This is a genomic window from Bauldia sp. (assembly GCF_020442045.1).
In the GTDB taxonomy this organism is placed as follows: domain Bacteria; phylum Pseudomonadota; class Alphaproteobacteria; order Rhizobiales; family Kaistiaceae; genus Bauldia.
The window spans coordinates 47755-61530 of sequence record NZ_JAGRLA010000002.1; the positions used below are offsets into that span (position 1 = coordinate 47755).

12 protein-coding genes are annotated in these 13776 nt (G+C 65.3%); 9 read left to right on the forward strand and 3 right to left on the reverse strand.

Going from position 1 to position 13776, the window contains the following annotated elements:
- Positions 1-44: 44 nt before the first annotated feature.
- Complete coding sequence (locus KDJ86_RS00300) at positions 45-2213, forward strand: putative bifunctional diguanylate cyclase/phosphodiesterase (protein WP_291741338.1); 2169 nt, start codon at positions 45-47, stop codon at positions 2211-2213.
- A gap of 4 nt (positions 2214-2217) precedes the next feature.
- Here KDJ86_RS00300 and KDJ86_RS00305 read toward each other — a convergent pair whose 3' ends face one another.
- On the reverse strand, positions 2218-3066 hold the full coding sequence (locus tag KDJ86_RS00305) for a hydroxypyruvate isomerase family protein (protein WP_367116728.1): 849 nt from the start codon (positions 3064-3066) through the stop codon (positions 2218-2220).
- A 174-nt stretch (positions 3067-3240) separates the two neighbouring features.
- Here KDJ86_RS00305 and KDJ86_RS00310 point away from each other — a divergent pair, with 174 nt between their 5' ends.
- The 8 genes from KDJ86_RS00310 (at position 3241) to KDJ86_RS00345 (ending at position 12166) form a co-directional block, all read left to right on the forward strand.
- Positions 3241-4230, forward strand: coding sequence for a LacI family DNA-binding transcriptional regulator (locus tag KDJ86_RS00310; RefSeq protein ID WP_291741340.1), 990 nt, complete (start codon positions 3241-3243; stop codon positions 4228-4230).
- 148 nt (positions 4231-4378) lie between these two features.
- The gene (locus tag KDJ86_RS00315; protein WP_291741342.1) at positions 4379-5650 is read left to right on the forward strand and encodes an ABC transporter substrate-binding protein; all 1272 of its coding nucleotides are present in this window, start codon (positions 4379-4381) and stop codon (positions 5648-5650) included.
- A gap of 78 nt (positions 5651-5728) precedes the next feature.
- The gene (locus KDJ86_RS00320) at positions 5729-6616 is read left to right on the forward strand and encodes a carbohydrate ABC transporter permease (RefSeq protein WP_291741344.1); all 888 of its coding nucleotides are present in this window, start codon (positions 5729-5731) and stop codon (positions 6614-6616) included.
- 2 nt (positions 6617-6618) lie between these two features.
- A complete protein-coding gene (locus tag KDJ86_RS00325) occupies positions 6619-7467 on the forward strand; it encodes a carbohydrate ABC transporter permease (protein WP_291741347.1) in 849 nt (282 codons plus the stop codon).
- A gap of 4 nt (positions 7468-7471) precedes the next feature.
- Complete coding sequence (locus tag KDJ86_RS00330) at positions 7472-8794, forward strand: glycoside hydrolase family 32 protein (protein ID WP_291741349.1); 1323 nt, start codon at positions 7472-7474, stop codon at positions 8792-8794.
- 42 nt (positions 8795-8836) lie between these two features.
- Positions 8837-9841: an ABC transporter ATP-binding protein gene (locus KDJ86_RS00335; protein WP_291741352.1), complete on the forward strand. Its 1005-nt coding sequence runs from the start codon at positions 8837-8839 to the stop codon at positions 9839-9841.
- A 471-nt stretch (positions 9842-10312) separates the two neighbouring features.
- A complete protein-coding gene (dusA, locus tag KDJ86_RS00340; RefSeq protein WP_291741456.1) occupies positions 10313-11305 on the forward strand; it encodes a tRNA dihydrouridine(20/20a) synthase DusA in 993 nt (330 codons plus the stop codon).
- A gap of 33 nt (positions 11306-11338) precedes the next feature.
- Positions 11339-12166 (forward strand): sulfite exporter TauE/SafE family protein, encoded by an 828-nt coding sequence (locus tag KDJ86_RS00345; RefSeq protein WP_291741355.1) that lies wholly within the window; start codon positions 11339-11341, stop codon positions 12164-12166.
- Between the two features lie 3 nt (positions 12167-12169).
- On the opposite strand, the gene KDJ86_RS00350 is transcribed toward KDJ86_RS00345, so the two are convergent.
- Positions 12170-12904, reverse strand: coding sequence for a retropepsin-like aspartic protease family protein (locus KDJ86_RS00350; protein WP_291741358.1), 735 nt, complete (start codon positions 12902-12904; stop codon positions 12170-12172).
- Positions 12905-12932: 28 nt separating this feature from the next.
- Entirely contained in the window at positions 12933-13739 is an 807-nt protein-coding gene (locus KDJ86_RS00355) for an adenosylcobinamide-GDP ribazoletransferase (protein ID WP_291741361.1), read from the reverse strand.
- Positions 13740-13776 lie beyond the last annotated feature (37 nt).

A 13776-nucleotide genomic window follows, 5' to 3' on the forward strand; every position in this document is an offset into this window, starting at 1 on the left:
GGCCGGCGCTTCCCGAAGCGCCTCGATCCGCGGACAAACGGCAGATGCCGAAGCTCGAGTCGATCATTTCCCGGTTTGGAATCCGCATCCTATTGCCGGCGGTTGTGGTGCTCGTCGGCGCGCTGACCATCGTCATCGTCTCGCTCGGTGAAATGGCGAACGAGGTCAATCGTATCGAAGATCGGCTGACCGCGCGGTCCGCCGAGGCCGCGATCCAGGTCAGCCTTCGCCGTATCGGCGATTCTCACCGCGACTATGCCTCCTGGGATGACGCGGTCCGCAATCTCTATGGCCGGGTGGACGAGGAATTCCTCGACGAGGGGTATGTGTCGGCGGCGATAGACGCCGTCTTCTTCGACAGCTTCTATCTGATCGACGAGTCCGGCCGCGACGTCGTCGGCTACCATTTCGGCGAGCGGCTGGAAGAGAGCTCGGCTTCGGTCTACGGCGACCAGCTTGCGAAGTTGATCGCCTCGCTCCCGCGTGACGGCAAGACATACGCCGTGAAAACGGGGATTTTGCAAACAAAATGGGGCCTGGCGAAAGTCGCCGTCGGCCCCGTGGTTCCGTTTTCCGAGGACTATTCGCCCCGGCCGGCGGCCTCGCGGCTGCTCCTGATCAGTCATGCATTCGACGGGGCGGCGGTCGCAAGTCTCGGGGAAGACTATCTCATAGAAGGTCTCAGGCTCGTGGATGCCGGGGCGGCCGGGCCTTCATCCGTTACCATTACCGATCCGTCCGGTACCGTTCTGGCGGCGCTTGACTGGACGTCGCGGGCGCTCGGCAACGAGGCGAGGGCGCGGATCGGCCCCGCGGTCTTCGTCATGCTGGCATTGATATGCGTGGTGATGATCTTCCTGCTCGTGGTCGCGCGACGAAGCGTCGACGCGATCAAGCAAAAGGAAGCCGAAGCCCGGCATATGGCGACCCATGACCAACTGACCGGCCTGCCCAATCGCTCGGTCGCGGTGACGACGATCGACGAGGCGCTTGCGAAGCGGAAAGGGGGCGAGGGGGTTGCCGCCATCTATGTCGATCTCGACCGGTTCAAGGACGTTGACGACACCTTCGGCCATGAGACCGGTGACCGGCTGCTGGTGAAGATCGCAGGCCTGTTCCAGGAGTGTGCCGGGGAGCATCTTCTCGCCCGGATCGGTGGAGACGAGTTCGTCTTCGTCGTCTGCGACCGCAAGGCCGTCGAGGCCGCCTGCACCATCGGCTGGAAGATCATCGACTCGCTGGCCGTGCCGTTCGTCATCGACGGCCGGGTGATCTCCATCGCCGCCAATGTCGGCATCGCGGTGGCCGACACAATCGATCCCTCGGCGCAGGAGCTGCTGCGCCGGGCCGACGTGGCGATGGATCAGGCCAAGTCGCTGGGTTCGAACCGCTTCTTCGTCTACGAGCCGTTCATCGACACGGTTCGCCATGAACGGCTCGAGCTGGCGGACGATCTGCGGCGGGCGCTCCTCGGCGACGAGCTGGACCTCGTCTACCAGCCGGTTTTCGACGCGGAGACGCGGGATGTCGTCGGGGTCGAGGCATTGCTGCGCTGGGAGCGGCCGCTGTTTGGCGCGGTTTCTCCGGAAGTGATCATACCGATCGCCGAGGAATCGGGATTGATCGACGCCCTTAGCCAGTGGACGCTCCGCCGGGCGTGCCGCGACGCGCGCGACTGGCAGGATGTCTGGCTCGCGGTGAACATCTCGACGCTGGAGTTCCGCAATCCCAATTTCGACGGTCACGTCGCCAGGATATTGGCCGAGACCGGGTTGCCGGCGAGCCGCATGGAGATCGAGGTTATCGAGAGCGAGCTGCTCGGCCGTCCCGACCAGATCCGCCGAACCATCGATGCGGTTCGTGGCCTCGGGGTCGCCGTCGCGCTCGACGATTTCGGGACGGGCTATTCCAGCATCGGCTATCTCCGCAGCTTCGCCCTCGACAAGATCAAGCTCGACCGGTCGATGGTCGATGGCATTACCGTGGACGAGGACAAGCTCAAGCTTCTCCGCGCGACGGTGGACCTCGCCCATGCGCTCAACCTCAAGGTGACCGCCGAGGGTGTCGAAAGCGCCGAGGAAGCGCGCTTGCTCTGCCAGGTGGGATGTCGCGAGCTGCAGGGATTCTACCTGGCCGATGTGATGTCGGCCGCCAGGATCGATGACTTTCTCGCCGCCCGGCGGGACGCCGGGAGCCTTGCTCACACCGCTTGAGGCATCAGAGCGACATGCCGAGGCTCTGGAGCCAGACGAGTCCCTCGTCCGTCCCGCTGCGCGGGAGATATTCCGCGCCGACCCAGCCGTCATAGCCGAGGCCGTCGAGGGTCCTCAGCACCCGTCCATAGGCGATTTCGCCTTCGTCCGGCTCGGCCCGGCTCGGCACGGCGGCGATCTGGACATGTCCGATGCGGCCGAACTGCTCGCGCATGCGCGTCAGGACGTCTCCCTGGCATGCGCCGACATGATACATGTCGAACATCAGCTTCAGGTTCCGCGCCTCGACCCGGTCGATGATTTCGGCCGCCTGCTCGACGCGCGAATAGAAGTAGCCGGGCATGTCGCGCGGGTTGAGAGGCTCGAGCAGGATCGTCAGGCCATGCTCCGCGGCCCTGGCCGTTGCCTTCCGCAGATTGGCGACCAACACGTCAGCGGCCGCGGCGCGGTCTTCGTCGGCGACGAGGCCCGCCATGACATGGACCGCCGTCCCGCCGACCGCGTGGCAATAGGTGATCGCCTGGTTGGCAAGCGCCTCGAAGTCTGCTTCCCGGCCGGGAACGGCGGCCAGTCCGCGATGGCCGGTGGCGCCCGCGCCGATATCGGTGTTGATGCCGAGGATCCGGACCCCGTTGCGCGCGCAGGCCTCGCGCAATGCCTCGGCTGGCGTAGCGTAGGGATAGTGGAACTCGACTGCCTTGAAACCGGCCCTGGCCGCGGCGTCGATGCGCTCGATCAGCGGACGGTCGGGCCAAAGGAAGCCGAGATTGGCCGAGAAGCGGGGCATGGGATCAAACCGTGGTTGCCGGGCGAATGGATGGTCGGGCGTGTCGGGCGGTATCGACCTGTTCATGCCCCGCTGTCATGGTCTTGACAAGCCCTCGCCCGGAGCCCGATGACCTTCGTTTCGACCCGTCCTTGCATATGATCTCCGCCAGGACGATCACGCGTCCCTGAAACCCATGCGCATGGCCAGATACGGTGTTTCCAGTTGAAACGCCCGTGTCCTACGTGAGACAAATCCGTTATGAACACCCAAAAGGATATCGCCCGCGCCGCCGGGGTTTCACTGAAGACCGTCTCCCGCGTCATGAACGGCGAAGAGGGCGTGAAGCCAGCGACCCGCGAAAAAGTGCGCAGGCTGATGCGGGAGATGGGGTATCAGCCGAGCGTCGCGGCCCAACTCATGCGCACGAAGCAGAGCGATATCGTCGGCTTCATAGCCGATCGCGTGGCGACGTCGTTTTCCTCGATCGACCTGATCCGGGGCGCCCAGGACATGGCGTGGGAACTTGGTCGCCGCATGATGCTCCTGAGCACCCAAGGCACGGCACGGGACGAATATCTTGCCGAGGCCGAGCTGGCGCAATTCCGGGCGGGCGCCGCCATATACGCAACGATCTCGCACCAGGCCGTCCGCCTCGATCCGGCTCCGCGGCGGCGAATCTTGCTGAATTGCTTCGATCCCGAGACGCCGTCGCTGGCGTTCGTGCCGGACGATTACCAGATGGCGCGTGACCTGACGCGGACGATCTTCGAGCGTGGCTACCGCAGGCCCTTCTTCCTGAACCTTTCGGAAGACCACGTTGCGGCGAAACTCAGACGAGACGGCTTCATCGACGAGGCGCGCGCCTGCGGTCTGGAGGTCGCCGACCGTGTGCTCGAAGGAACGGTTGCGGTGGATGGGGGGCATCGCCAATGCGTCGACGATGTCCTGCCGCCGCTCCTGTCGGACAAGGAGCGGCCGGATCTGGTTTTGTGCGGCCAGGATCAGATGGCGATGCAGGTCTATGCACAGCTCTGGCGCGCTGGTCTCGAGGTCGGGCGTGACGTGGGCGTCGCGAGTTTCGACAACCAGGAGCCGATTGCCGCGAACCTGACGCCGGGCCTTTCGACGATGGCATTGCCGTACTACGAAATGGGTCGACAGGCGATGGTTGCGGCCTGCGCCGCAAGCGACGGCGCGCCCGAAATCGTGAGAATTCCCGGGACCTTGCAAGACCGGGCATCCTTCTAGGAAGACGGCCGCCGGAACACCAGTGACAGGAGTATTGACAACGTGCGCCATTTTGGCCATGCTCAAAAATGTCTCACGTTGTCATTATGGCGAGAGATAGAAGTCCGTGGCTTGGGAGGGCCTCGGTAAACCAATCTGGGAGGTCACCATGAAAGCTCTGTTCACCGCCGCAGCAGCGGTTTATGGACTCATGTCCGCCAGCGCCGTCTGCGCGCAGGACATCACTGCCTGGGTCATCGACGGAGATGCCGAGAAGGCATACTTCGTCCAACTCGAAGAAGCCTTCAACGCCAGCGACGCAGGCGTGACCGTCAAGCTCGTGCCGATCCCCGGCTACAACGACGCCATCAACGCGGCGACGCTTGCCGGCGATCTTCCCGACGTGATCATGATCGACGGCCCCAACATGGCTGCGATGGCCTGGGCGGGGACGATCCAGCCCATCGGCGACCTGCTCGACGGCGCCGTCCTCGACGACCTTCTGCCGGCCGTCCGGGCCCAGGGCACCTATGGTCCCGACGAGGACTTCTATTTCGTCAGCCCCTATGACAGTTCCGTCCTTCTCTGGGGCAACCGGGCCATCCTCGAAAGCGCCGGCATCGAGATCCCGACCTCGATCGAAGACGCATGGACCGCCGAGGAACTCGGCGACGTGCTGGCCAAGCTGAAGGAGCAGGACGGCATCGAATGGCCGCTCGATGTCAAGCTGAACTACGGCGCGGGCGAGTGGCTGACCTACGGTTTTTCTCCGTTCATCCAGTCCGCCGGAGGCGACATCATCGACCGAAAGACCTGGCACGCTGATGGCACGATAAACTCCGAGTCCAATGTCGCGGTGCTGCAGACCCTGCAGGACTGGGTCAACGCCGGCTATGTCGTTCCGGCCTCGGCGGGCGACAACAAATTCTACGGCGAGAAGACAGCCGCGCTTTCCTGGGTCGGCAACTGGATGTGGGGCGCGCACAAGGAAGGGCTCGGCGACGACCTCGTGCTGATCCCGGCACCCTCGTTCGGCGAGGCCGGTCCTGTCTCGCCAAACGGCGGTTGGGGCTGGGCTGTGCCCGCTTCGACGGAGAACCTCGACGCAGTGGGCAAGTTCCTCAACTTCGCAATGTCGACCGACCAGGTCGCAAAATACGCCGACATGACGGGCTATATCCCGGCCCGGGCTTCCGCCGTACCGCTTTCGGCGCGGTATGGCGAGGGCGGCGAGGGTGAGCTGTTCGCCAAGCAGGCCGCCTGCTGCGCCATCGTGCGTCCAGTTCACCCGGCCTATCCGGTGATCACGGCCGCTTTCGCCGGGGCGATCGACAACATCATGACCGGTACGGCTGACGTGAAGGCGGAGCTCGACAAGGCCGCCGAGACCATCGACGAGGATATCGAGGACAACGCAGGCTATCCGCCCTTCGACCAGTGATCCTCCCTGTCCCCGGTAGCGGCCCGTCCGCTGCCGGGGATCCTTTCAGATCACGAACCGTCACGCAGGAGAGCGCACATGAGCCTCAAATCCAAATCGCGCCGTCAGCAATGGCTCATGCTGAGCCCCGCAATCCTCGGCCTGTCCCTGATCGTCATCCTGCCCTTCTTCCTGTCAATCTGGTTTTCCTTCACCGACCAGCGGCTTGTCCCCCGTCCGATCCCGACTCAGGTCGTTGGCTTCCGGAACTACGAACGCATCCTCACGGATGATGAATTCTGGCAGGCGGTCGGGAACACCGTGCTCTTCGCCGTCCTCGTCGTGCCGTTCCAGCTGGCGATTTCGCTGGGCGCGGCGATGATCCTCAACTCGAAGCTGCGCCTCCGGGCCGCGCTCCGAACCGTCGCCATCTTGCCGTTGCTGCTTCCAATGACGGTGATCGTCGCGATCTGGGCGGTGCTGTACCGTATCCCCAACGGTCCCTTCAACGCGGTCTTCCAGCTTTTCGCGGGCAGCGGGAACTACGTCGATTGGCTCGGCTCGTCCTCGACGGCGATGGTCGCCATCGTGGTCCTGTCCGCCTGGGCGACCTTCCCGTACCAGATGCTGATCTACCTCGCCGGCCTTCAGGACATCGCCGAGGAGCTCTACGAGGCAGCTCGGATCGACGGCGCCACGCGCTGGCAGCAGTTCTGGAACGTCACCTGGCCGGGCCTTCGCAACGTCAACATCTTCCTTCTGATCATCACCACCATCGGTGCGCTCAAGCTCTTCACCCAGATCGCGATCCTGACGCGCGGCGGTCCCAATGGATCGACCACGACGATCATCTACTACCTCTTCAAGGAGGGGTATCAGACGCAGAAGGTCGGGTTCGCCTCGGCGGTCGCAGTGATGTTCTTCCTTGCCGTCACCGCCATCGCGCTGCTGCAGCGGAAGATCTTCAAGAACGAAGAGGAGACCTGAGTATGGCGACCCTGTCATCGACCCGTCCGTCGCGCTTCACGATGCTTTCGGCCGGTATCCTCTTCGTCGGCGTCGTGGCGCCGCTGATGATGGCGATCACCATCAGCCTGAACCCCGACGAACAGCGCATCCTCGTCGACATGGGCACCTGGCGCGCGTTCATCCCAACCGTGATCTCCGGCCAGAACTACGTCGAGGTCTGGACCGACCCGGTCCATCCGTTCCTGCGGTACCTGTTCAACACGACCTTCATAACGCTGACCACGCTGATCCTGTCGATCCTGATCAACTCGATGGCGGCCTTCGTGCTGGCGCAGGGCACGGTCGGAGGACGCAAGCTCCTGATCGCGATCATCCTGGCCACGCTCGTCGTCCCGGCGGAAAGTCTCGTCCTGCCGCAGCTCATAATGGCATCACGGGCCGGAATCATCGACAGCTACGAAGTGCAGATCCTGCCCGGCGTCGCGAATGCCATGGCGATCTTCCTGTTCTACCAGTTCTTCTCGCGCCTGCCGCGCGACCTGATCGAGGCGGCGCGGGTGGACGGGTTCAGCTTCTTCCAGATCTATCGCCACATCGCGATGCCGCTGTCGAAGCCCGTCGTCTCGGCCATCGCGGTCCTGCAATTCCTGGAAATCTGGAACAGCTATCTCTGGCCGGTCATGGTTACCCGTGGCCCCGAGGTCCGGCCGCTCTCGGTTGCCATGTCCGCTTACTTCGGCACCAACCAGGCCGCCTGGGGCAACATCATGGCCTTCGCCGTGTCGATGGCGATACCGGTGATCCTGTTCTTCCTGCTCCTGCAGAAACAGTTCATTGCCAGCGTCGTCAGCTCCGGCGTCAAGGGGTGAGATGATGACCGACGAGCCGTTCCGACCCAGTCTTCATCTGACCCCGCCAAAGGGTTGGATGAACGACCCCAACGGGCTGATCAAGATCGGTGACATCTGGCATGTCTTCTACCAGCACGACCCGGGCAGCACGCTCCACGACCGGATGCACTGGGGCCGCGCCTCGACGCGCGACTTTGTGAGCTGGGTCCACCATCCCGACGCGCTTGCTCCCGAGGGCGAGTGGATGTGTTATTCCGGCTCGGCCGTCGCCACGGATGACGGCGTGAAGCTCCTCTTTACCGAGCACAAGCCGCTTCCGTCCGGAGGGGAGTGCCAGCGCCAGTCCCTGGTGCACGCCGACCTCGACGCCGGAACGTTCCGCCGCGACCCGGCCAACCCTGTCTTGACCAGCCACGGGGCGGGCGTGTTCCGGGATCCGAAGGTCATTCGGCACGAAAGCTCGGGGCGCTGGATCATGCTGATAACCACCGGGCAGGAGATCGCGTTCTATTCGTCCCAGGATCTCGTCGCCTGGGAGTTCGAAAGCGTATTCGGTGCGAATGACGGGTTTCACACCGACGCGCCCTGGGAGTGCCCCGATCTTTTCGAACTCGCGACCCCGGAGGGTGAAACCGCCTGGGTCCTTTCCGTCGGTGTTGCCGGCGGCGTGCCGGGAGGGGGGACCGGGACACAGTATTTCGTCGGCGATTTCGATGGCCGGAGGTTCATCAATCGAAACGCGCCCGACCAGGTCCTCTGGGCCGATTGGGGTCGCGACTTCTACGCCGCCCAGAGTTTCTTCCGCTCGGACGGCGGCACGCCCGTCTGGCTCGCCTGGGCGTCGAACTGGCGCTACGCGCGCCAAACGCCAACCGTGGCGTTTCGCGGAGCACTGACGCACCCGCGGGAGCTTTCCCTGAGGCAAACGCCAGGCGGCCTGAGGCTGATCCAGCGCCTTCCCGAGACCGTCCGGAGGTCGCTGCCTCTGGCCTCCGAAGCAGGGCCCGGCGGCGTTGCCGCCTACCGCGAAGAGTTCACGCTCGCCCCCGGCGAAGTCCTCCGGCTCTTCGGCGAAGACACTCCGCAGCTTCGCCGCTCGGAAGATGGTCGCTCCCTGATGGTCACCCGCTACGGTGCCTGGGCCGAGACCGCGGCACCCGCCTTCGCCGGCAGCTATCAGCTGCCCATCTCCGACGGACCGCTCAGGGGTGAGGTCTACGTCGATCACGGCATCGTCGAGATTGCACTCGACGACGGAGCGACCTGGATCACTGAAGTGCATTACCCTGACGCCCTGACCGTGGCGCCGGAAGTCTGCCGCTGGTCCCCGCAGGAGGCAGCCTGATGCCTTGCACGGCCGGCAAGAAACCCTGTCTGGGAGGATAAGATGTCCGAAGTCATCCTGAAAAACGTCCGCAAAGCCTACAGCGCGGTCGAGGTCATTCCCAATATCAATCTCACGATCCCCGACGGGTCGTTCACCGTGCTCGTCGGACCATCCGGTTGCGGCAAGTCAACGCTCCTGCGGATGATCGCGGGCCTCGAAGAGGTCTCCGACGGCCAGATCCTGATCGGCGGCCAGGACGTGACCGGCGCCGAACCGTCGGAGCGCGGTATCGCGATGGTGTTCCAGTCCTACGCGCTCTATCCGCATATGACGGTCGCCGACAACATCGGCTTCGGGCTGAAGCTCGCCAAGATGCCGCAGGATGAGCGCGAACAGCGGGTTCGCGAAGCGGCGGACATCCTGCAACTGACGCAGCTTCTCGACCGGAAGCCCAAGCAGCTTTCAGGCGGCCAGCGGCAGCGCGTCGCCATCGGCCGCGCGATCGTCCGGAAGCCCAAGGTGTTCCTGTTCGACGAGCCTCTGTCCAACCTCGACGCCGCGCTCCGGGGCCAGATGCGTGTCGAGCTCTCGGAATTGCATGATCGGCTTGGCGCCACGATGGTCTACGTCACGCACGACCAGGTCGAAGCAATGACCATGGCCGATCAGATCGTTACCCTGTCGAAGGGGATCATCGAGCAGGTCGGCTCTCCGATGAGCCTCTACGAGACGCCTCGAACGCCGTTCGTGGCTGGCTTCATCGGCTCGCCCAAGATGAACCTCTTCAGCGGCGAGGCAGTCGGCGAACCCGGAATCGACACGTTCGGCGTCAGGCCGGAACATATCGACATAACGACGGGCGATGACGGCAGGTGGCGCGGCAAGATCCGGCACTCGGAACTGCTCGGGGCAGAAACGATTTCCCACGTCGAGGTCGCCGGGCTGGGCACCGTTGTCGTCAGGAGCGAAGGCGCCGTGCGCCACACGCCGGGGACCGAAGTCTCACTCGCGATACGCGATGGTGCCGAGCATCGCTTCTCGGCTGGTGAACGTTTGGCAACCTAGCCCGGTCTTGGCACTTGCGGACGGTGTCGCGCAGGCGCCGGAAGCGATCCTCCGGCGGTTGTTCGGCATATTCGTGGTGGGCTGACTGTGCCCGCGGCGTCCGTCGAGGCGGCGCGCTTATCGACGGGTCCGCCCGGATGCCGCGCGCCGCTTGATCCCGCGGGCCCGAGTCGGGTCCTGGTTGCCGCTCGATCTGGATCTGGGTGCGGCTTCAACCGCGCCGGGGCCGTTCTTCGCATTGGCCGAGCCAGGCAATGGTCGTTGACCCGCGCTTGAAGGTCTCGTTCCCTCGCAGGGCGATCCTGGCGCCGCGCCTTATGACAATCCGCGCGCGCCATGCTACGACCCGTCCTTGCGCGATGCTTTGCTAGGGTGCCCATCGCGGCGCACCATTGCCTTCAGCGGTACCAAGTATTGAAAAGTGAGAGAAAATCGCGGATTGGCGTATCCCGGCGTTTCGCCGTCGCGCCGATGATGGACTGGACCGACCGTCATTGTCGGTTCTTCCATCGCCGCCTGACCCGATGCGCCATGCTCTATACGGAGATGGTGGTCGCCGACGCGGTTCTCCATGGCGATGGGGAGCGCCTGCTGGGATTTTCGCGGCAGGAGCATCCGATCGCCATCCAGCTCGGCGGGTCGGATCCGGCGAAGCTCGCCGAGGCGGCGCGCATCGCCGAGGATCGCGGCTATGACGAGATCAATCTCAATGTCGGATGCCCGTCCGATCGGGTGCGGTCGGGAACCTTCGGCGCCTGCCTGATGCTGACGCCCGGCCTGGTCGCCGATTGCGTGGCGGCGATGAAATCCGCGGTCGATGTCCCGGTGACGGTCAAATGCCGGCTCGGCGTCGACGACCAGGACACCGGCCCGGCGCTCGACGCACTCGCCGACGCCGTGGTGGCGGCCGGCTGCGACGGGCTGTGGGTCCATGCCCGCAAGGCATGGCTCTCGGGGCTGAGCCCGAAGGAGAACCGCGAGGTTCCGCCGCTCGACTATGGCCGGGTCCATGCCCTGAAGCGGCGCCTGCCCGACGTCTTCGTCGGTATCAATGGCGGCATCCCTTCGCTCGATGAGGCCTCCCGCCAGCTCGACCATGTCGATGGCGTGATGCTCGGCCGCGCCGCCTATCATACCCCGGCTATCCTGCTCGATGTCGACCGGCGCTTCTTTGGCATCGACGCGCCGCAGGATGTCCGGGCCGCCGCCCTGGCGATGGTTCCCTATGTCGAGAAGGAGCTGGCACGTGGCGCCCGCCTGTCCCAGACCGCCCGGCACATGCTGGGCCTGTTTCACGGGCGTCCCGGCGCGCGCCAGTGGCGGCGCATCCTCTCCGTCGAAGGCGCACGTCCCGACGCGGGCGTGGAGGTGCTGTTCGAGGCGCTTGCCGCGGTCGAGGCCGGCGGGCTGGACATTCTCGGGCAAACGTCCGAAACAGGCCTGATCGACCTCCAGCCCGCCTGACCGGCGGCGTTCTTCGCACTTTCGGGGGGGCGCATGCAGATCACCGCCACGTCGGCCGAGCTGATCCAGCTCGGCATCGCGCTTCTATTGGCCGGGGCGCTGTCAGGCCTCCTCGCGGGTATCTTCGGGATCGGCGGCGGAGCGGTCATCGTTCCGGTGCTCTACCAGGCACTCGTCTACCTCGGCGTCGATGAGTCGGTGCGGATGCATGTTGCCGTCGGTACGTCGCTGGCGATCATCGTTCCGACTTCCCTGCGATCCTTCTTCGCGCACAAGCGCCGTGGCGCGGTCGACATGGCTCTCTTCCGGAGTTTCCTGATCCCGGTTCCCCTGGGGGTGATCGTCGCCTCGATCGTCGCGGCGTCGATATCGGGCGCCGCGCTGAGAGGCATTTTCGCCGCGATCGCGCTTGCCGTTGCGCTGAAGCTGATCCTGCAGAGGCAAGGCTGGCAGTTGGGGCAGGACATCCCGGGCAACCCGTCGCGCGCGATCATCGGCGGGCTGATCGGCTTCTTCTCGACACTGATGGGGATCGGCGGCGGGATCATCACCAACACCTACATGACCCTCTTCGGCCGTCCGATCCATCAGGCGGTCGCGACGTCGTCGGGGGTCGGGGTGCTGATCTCGATACCGGGGGTGATCGGCTACGTCTGGGCGGGCTGGGGCAATCCGCTGCTGCCGCCATTCTCGCTGGGTTTCGTCAATCTCATCGGCGTGCTGGTGGTCATCCCGGCCAGCGTCCTGATCGCTCCGCTGGGCGTCCGGATTGCCCATGTGCTGACCCGCCGGCAGCTCGAACTGGGTTTCGGAATATTCCTGGTCGTCGTCGCGATCCGGTTCGCGGTGTCGCTGCTGTGACCCTTATGGCGACAGGATCAGCCGGTCGCCGGATATCGAATAGCCGTGCAGCCGGTTGAGGAAGGAGAGGCCGAGAAGGCTCTGCTCCAGCGAGCCATGTGGCGCGACCAGCGCCTGGATGTCGCGATGTTCGATCGGACCGACGCTCATCCGATGGAGGGTGATCGCCGCCGCCGTCATCACGCCATTCGCAGTGCGGATCGGGACGGTGTAGGCGAGCGAGGCGGGATCGATGCCGATGCGCCGGGCGTCGCGCGTGGTGAGCGTGACAAAGCTCGCGCCCGTATCGAACAGCATCGCCACCTGGACGTCATCGACCATGGCGCGGACCGCGAAATGGCCCTGCGACGACCGGATGAAGGCGACGCTGTCCGCTCCGTCCGCCCCGGCCAGGCGTCCGGTAATCGGCATGCCCGGCGCGAGGGAGCCGAGCAGGCGGCCGGCAAACCCCGCAAGCTGGTCGCGGCTGGCATAGAGGCCCGCCACCACCAGTATCATGGCGGCCCAGACGGCCATCGAACGCAGGATCTGCCACGCGCCGAGGGGGCGCGCGAAGACGCCGGCACCGACGAAGAGCAGGATCGCCAGGAGCGCGACCAGACGCGGCAGGTCGATATCGTCGATCGTGATGCCGGCATCGGTCGCGAACAGCGCGCCCGCCACCACCAGCGCGACCACGGCCAGCCCCAGCAGCAGCCGGGGCAGCAGGGTATTCGGCCTTTTGGGTTCGTCGCTCACGGCTGTTGCCCAGCTTCGACGGTGACGTTCAGGTCGCGGCGGCGACGCCTGTCAGAAACGACACAAGGGCGATCTGCTGGCAGGCACCGAGCGTATCTCCGGTCCGGCCGCCGATCTGGCGGCGCGTCCAGAAAGCAAGGATATAGGTACCCGCGAGCGAAAGGAGAATGCCGGCGATCACAGCGGCGAGCCCGGCACCCGGCCACACCAGGACAAAGGTGAGGGCCAGGGCGATCGCCTGGGCGGTCAGCATCGCCCCGGAGTCCGGCGGGCCGGTGTCGTGGGCGAGGCCGTCGGCGCGGGCGGCAGGCAGGTCGTGCCACATGCGCATCATCGCCGTGCGGGACACCGCCTCGGCGGCGACCAGGGCAAAGCCGGCGGCCCAAGCCGACGAAGCCGCGATAGCCCCGAGCGCCGCAGTCCGAGTCAGGATCGAGAAGACCAGCGCCGCCGCTCCATGACTTCCGATGCGGCTGTCCCGCATGATCTCAAGCTTGCCGGCGATGTCGTTTCCGCCGCCAAAGCCGTCGAACGTATCGGCGAGCCCATCCTCGTGAAGGCCGCCCGTCACCAGCATTGTCGCGGCGACCGCGAGCGCCGCCGCCACGAGCAGCGGCACGCCGAGTCCGACCGCGATCACGATAACCGCACCGCCGACGAGTCCGACAAGCGCGCCGGCGACCGGGAACATCCGCGAGGCCCGGCCGAATTCCGGGCGGGCGCCGGAGACCGGCAGGAGCCGCGCGACCGGGAGGCGCGTCAGGAAGCCGATGGACGTCGCCAGGTCCTCGCCAAGCGAGGCGGCATATCCACCAAGTCGGTCTGCGGCTGGCATATGGGGCAGCGTCCCGCCACGGTTGCTTGTGAACGAT

What these genes read in the sequence shown, in the direction of transcription:
- KDJ86_RS00300 (WP_291741338.1), top strand. Translation starts at nt 45, where the DNA reads ATGCCGAAGCTCGAGTCGATCATTTCCCGGTTTGGAATCCGCATCCTA.
- KDJ86_RS00305 (WP_367116728.1), bottom strand. Translation starts at nt 3,066, where the DNA reads ATGAACAGGTCGATACCGCCCGACACGCCCGACCATCCATTCGCCCGG.
- KDJ86_RS00310 (WP_291741340.1), top strand. Translation starts at nt 3,241, where the DNA reads ATGAACACCCAAAAGGATATCGCCCGCGCCGCCGGGGTTTCACTGAAG.
- KDJ86_RS00315 (WP_291741342.1), top strand. Translation starts at nt 4,379, where the DNA reads ATGAAAGCTCTGTTCACCGCCGCAGCAGCGGTTTATGGACTCATGTCC.
- KDJ86_RS00320 (WP_291741344.1), top strand. Translation starts at nt 5,729, where the DNA reads ATGAGCCTCAAATCCAAATCGCGCCGTCAGCAATGGCTCATGCTGAGC.
- KDJ86_RS00325 (WP_291741347.1), top strand. Translation starts at nt 6,619, where the DNA reads ATGGCGACCCTGTCATCGACCCGTCCGTCGCGCTTCACGATGCTTTCG.
- KDJ86_RS00330 (WP_291741349.1), top strand. Translation starts at nt 7,472, where the DNA reads ATGACCGACGAGCCGTTCCGACCCAGTCTTCATCTGACCCCGCCAAAG.
- KDJ86_RS00335 (WP_291741352.1), top strand. Translation starts at nt 8,837, where the DNA reads ATGTCCGAAGTCATCCTGAAAAACGTCCGCAAAGCCTACAGCGCGGTC.
- dusA (WP_291741456.1), top strand. Translation starts at nt 10,313, where the DNA reads ATGATGGACTGGACCGACCGTCATTGTCGGTTCTTCCATCGCCGCCTG.
- KDJ86_RS00345 (WP_291741355.1), top strand. Translation starts at nt 11,339, where the DNA reads ATGCAGATCACCGCCACGTCGGCCGAGCTGATCCAGCTCGGCATCGCG.
- KDJ86_RS00355 (WP_291741361.1), bottom strand. Translation starts at nt 13,739, where the DNA reads ATGCCAGCCGCAGACCGACTTGGTGGATATGCCGCCTCGCTTGGCGAG.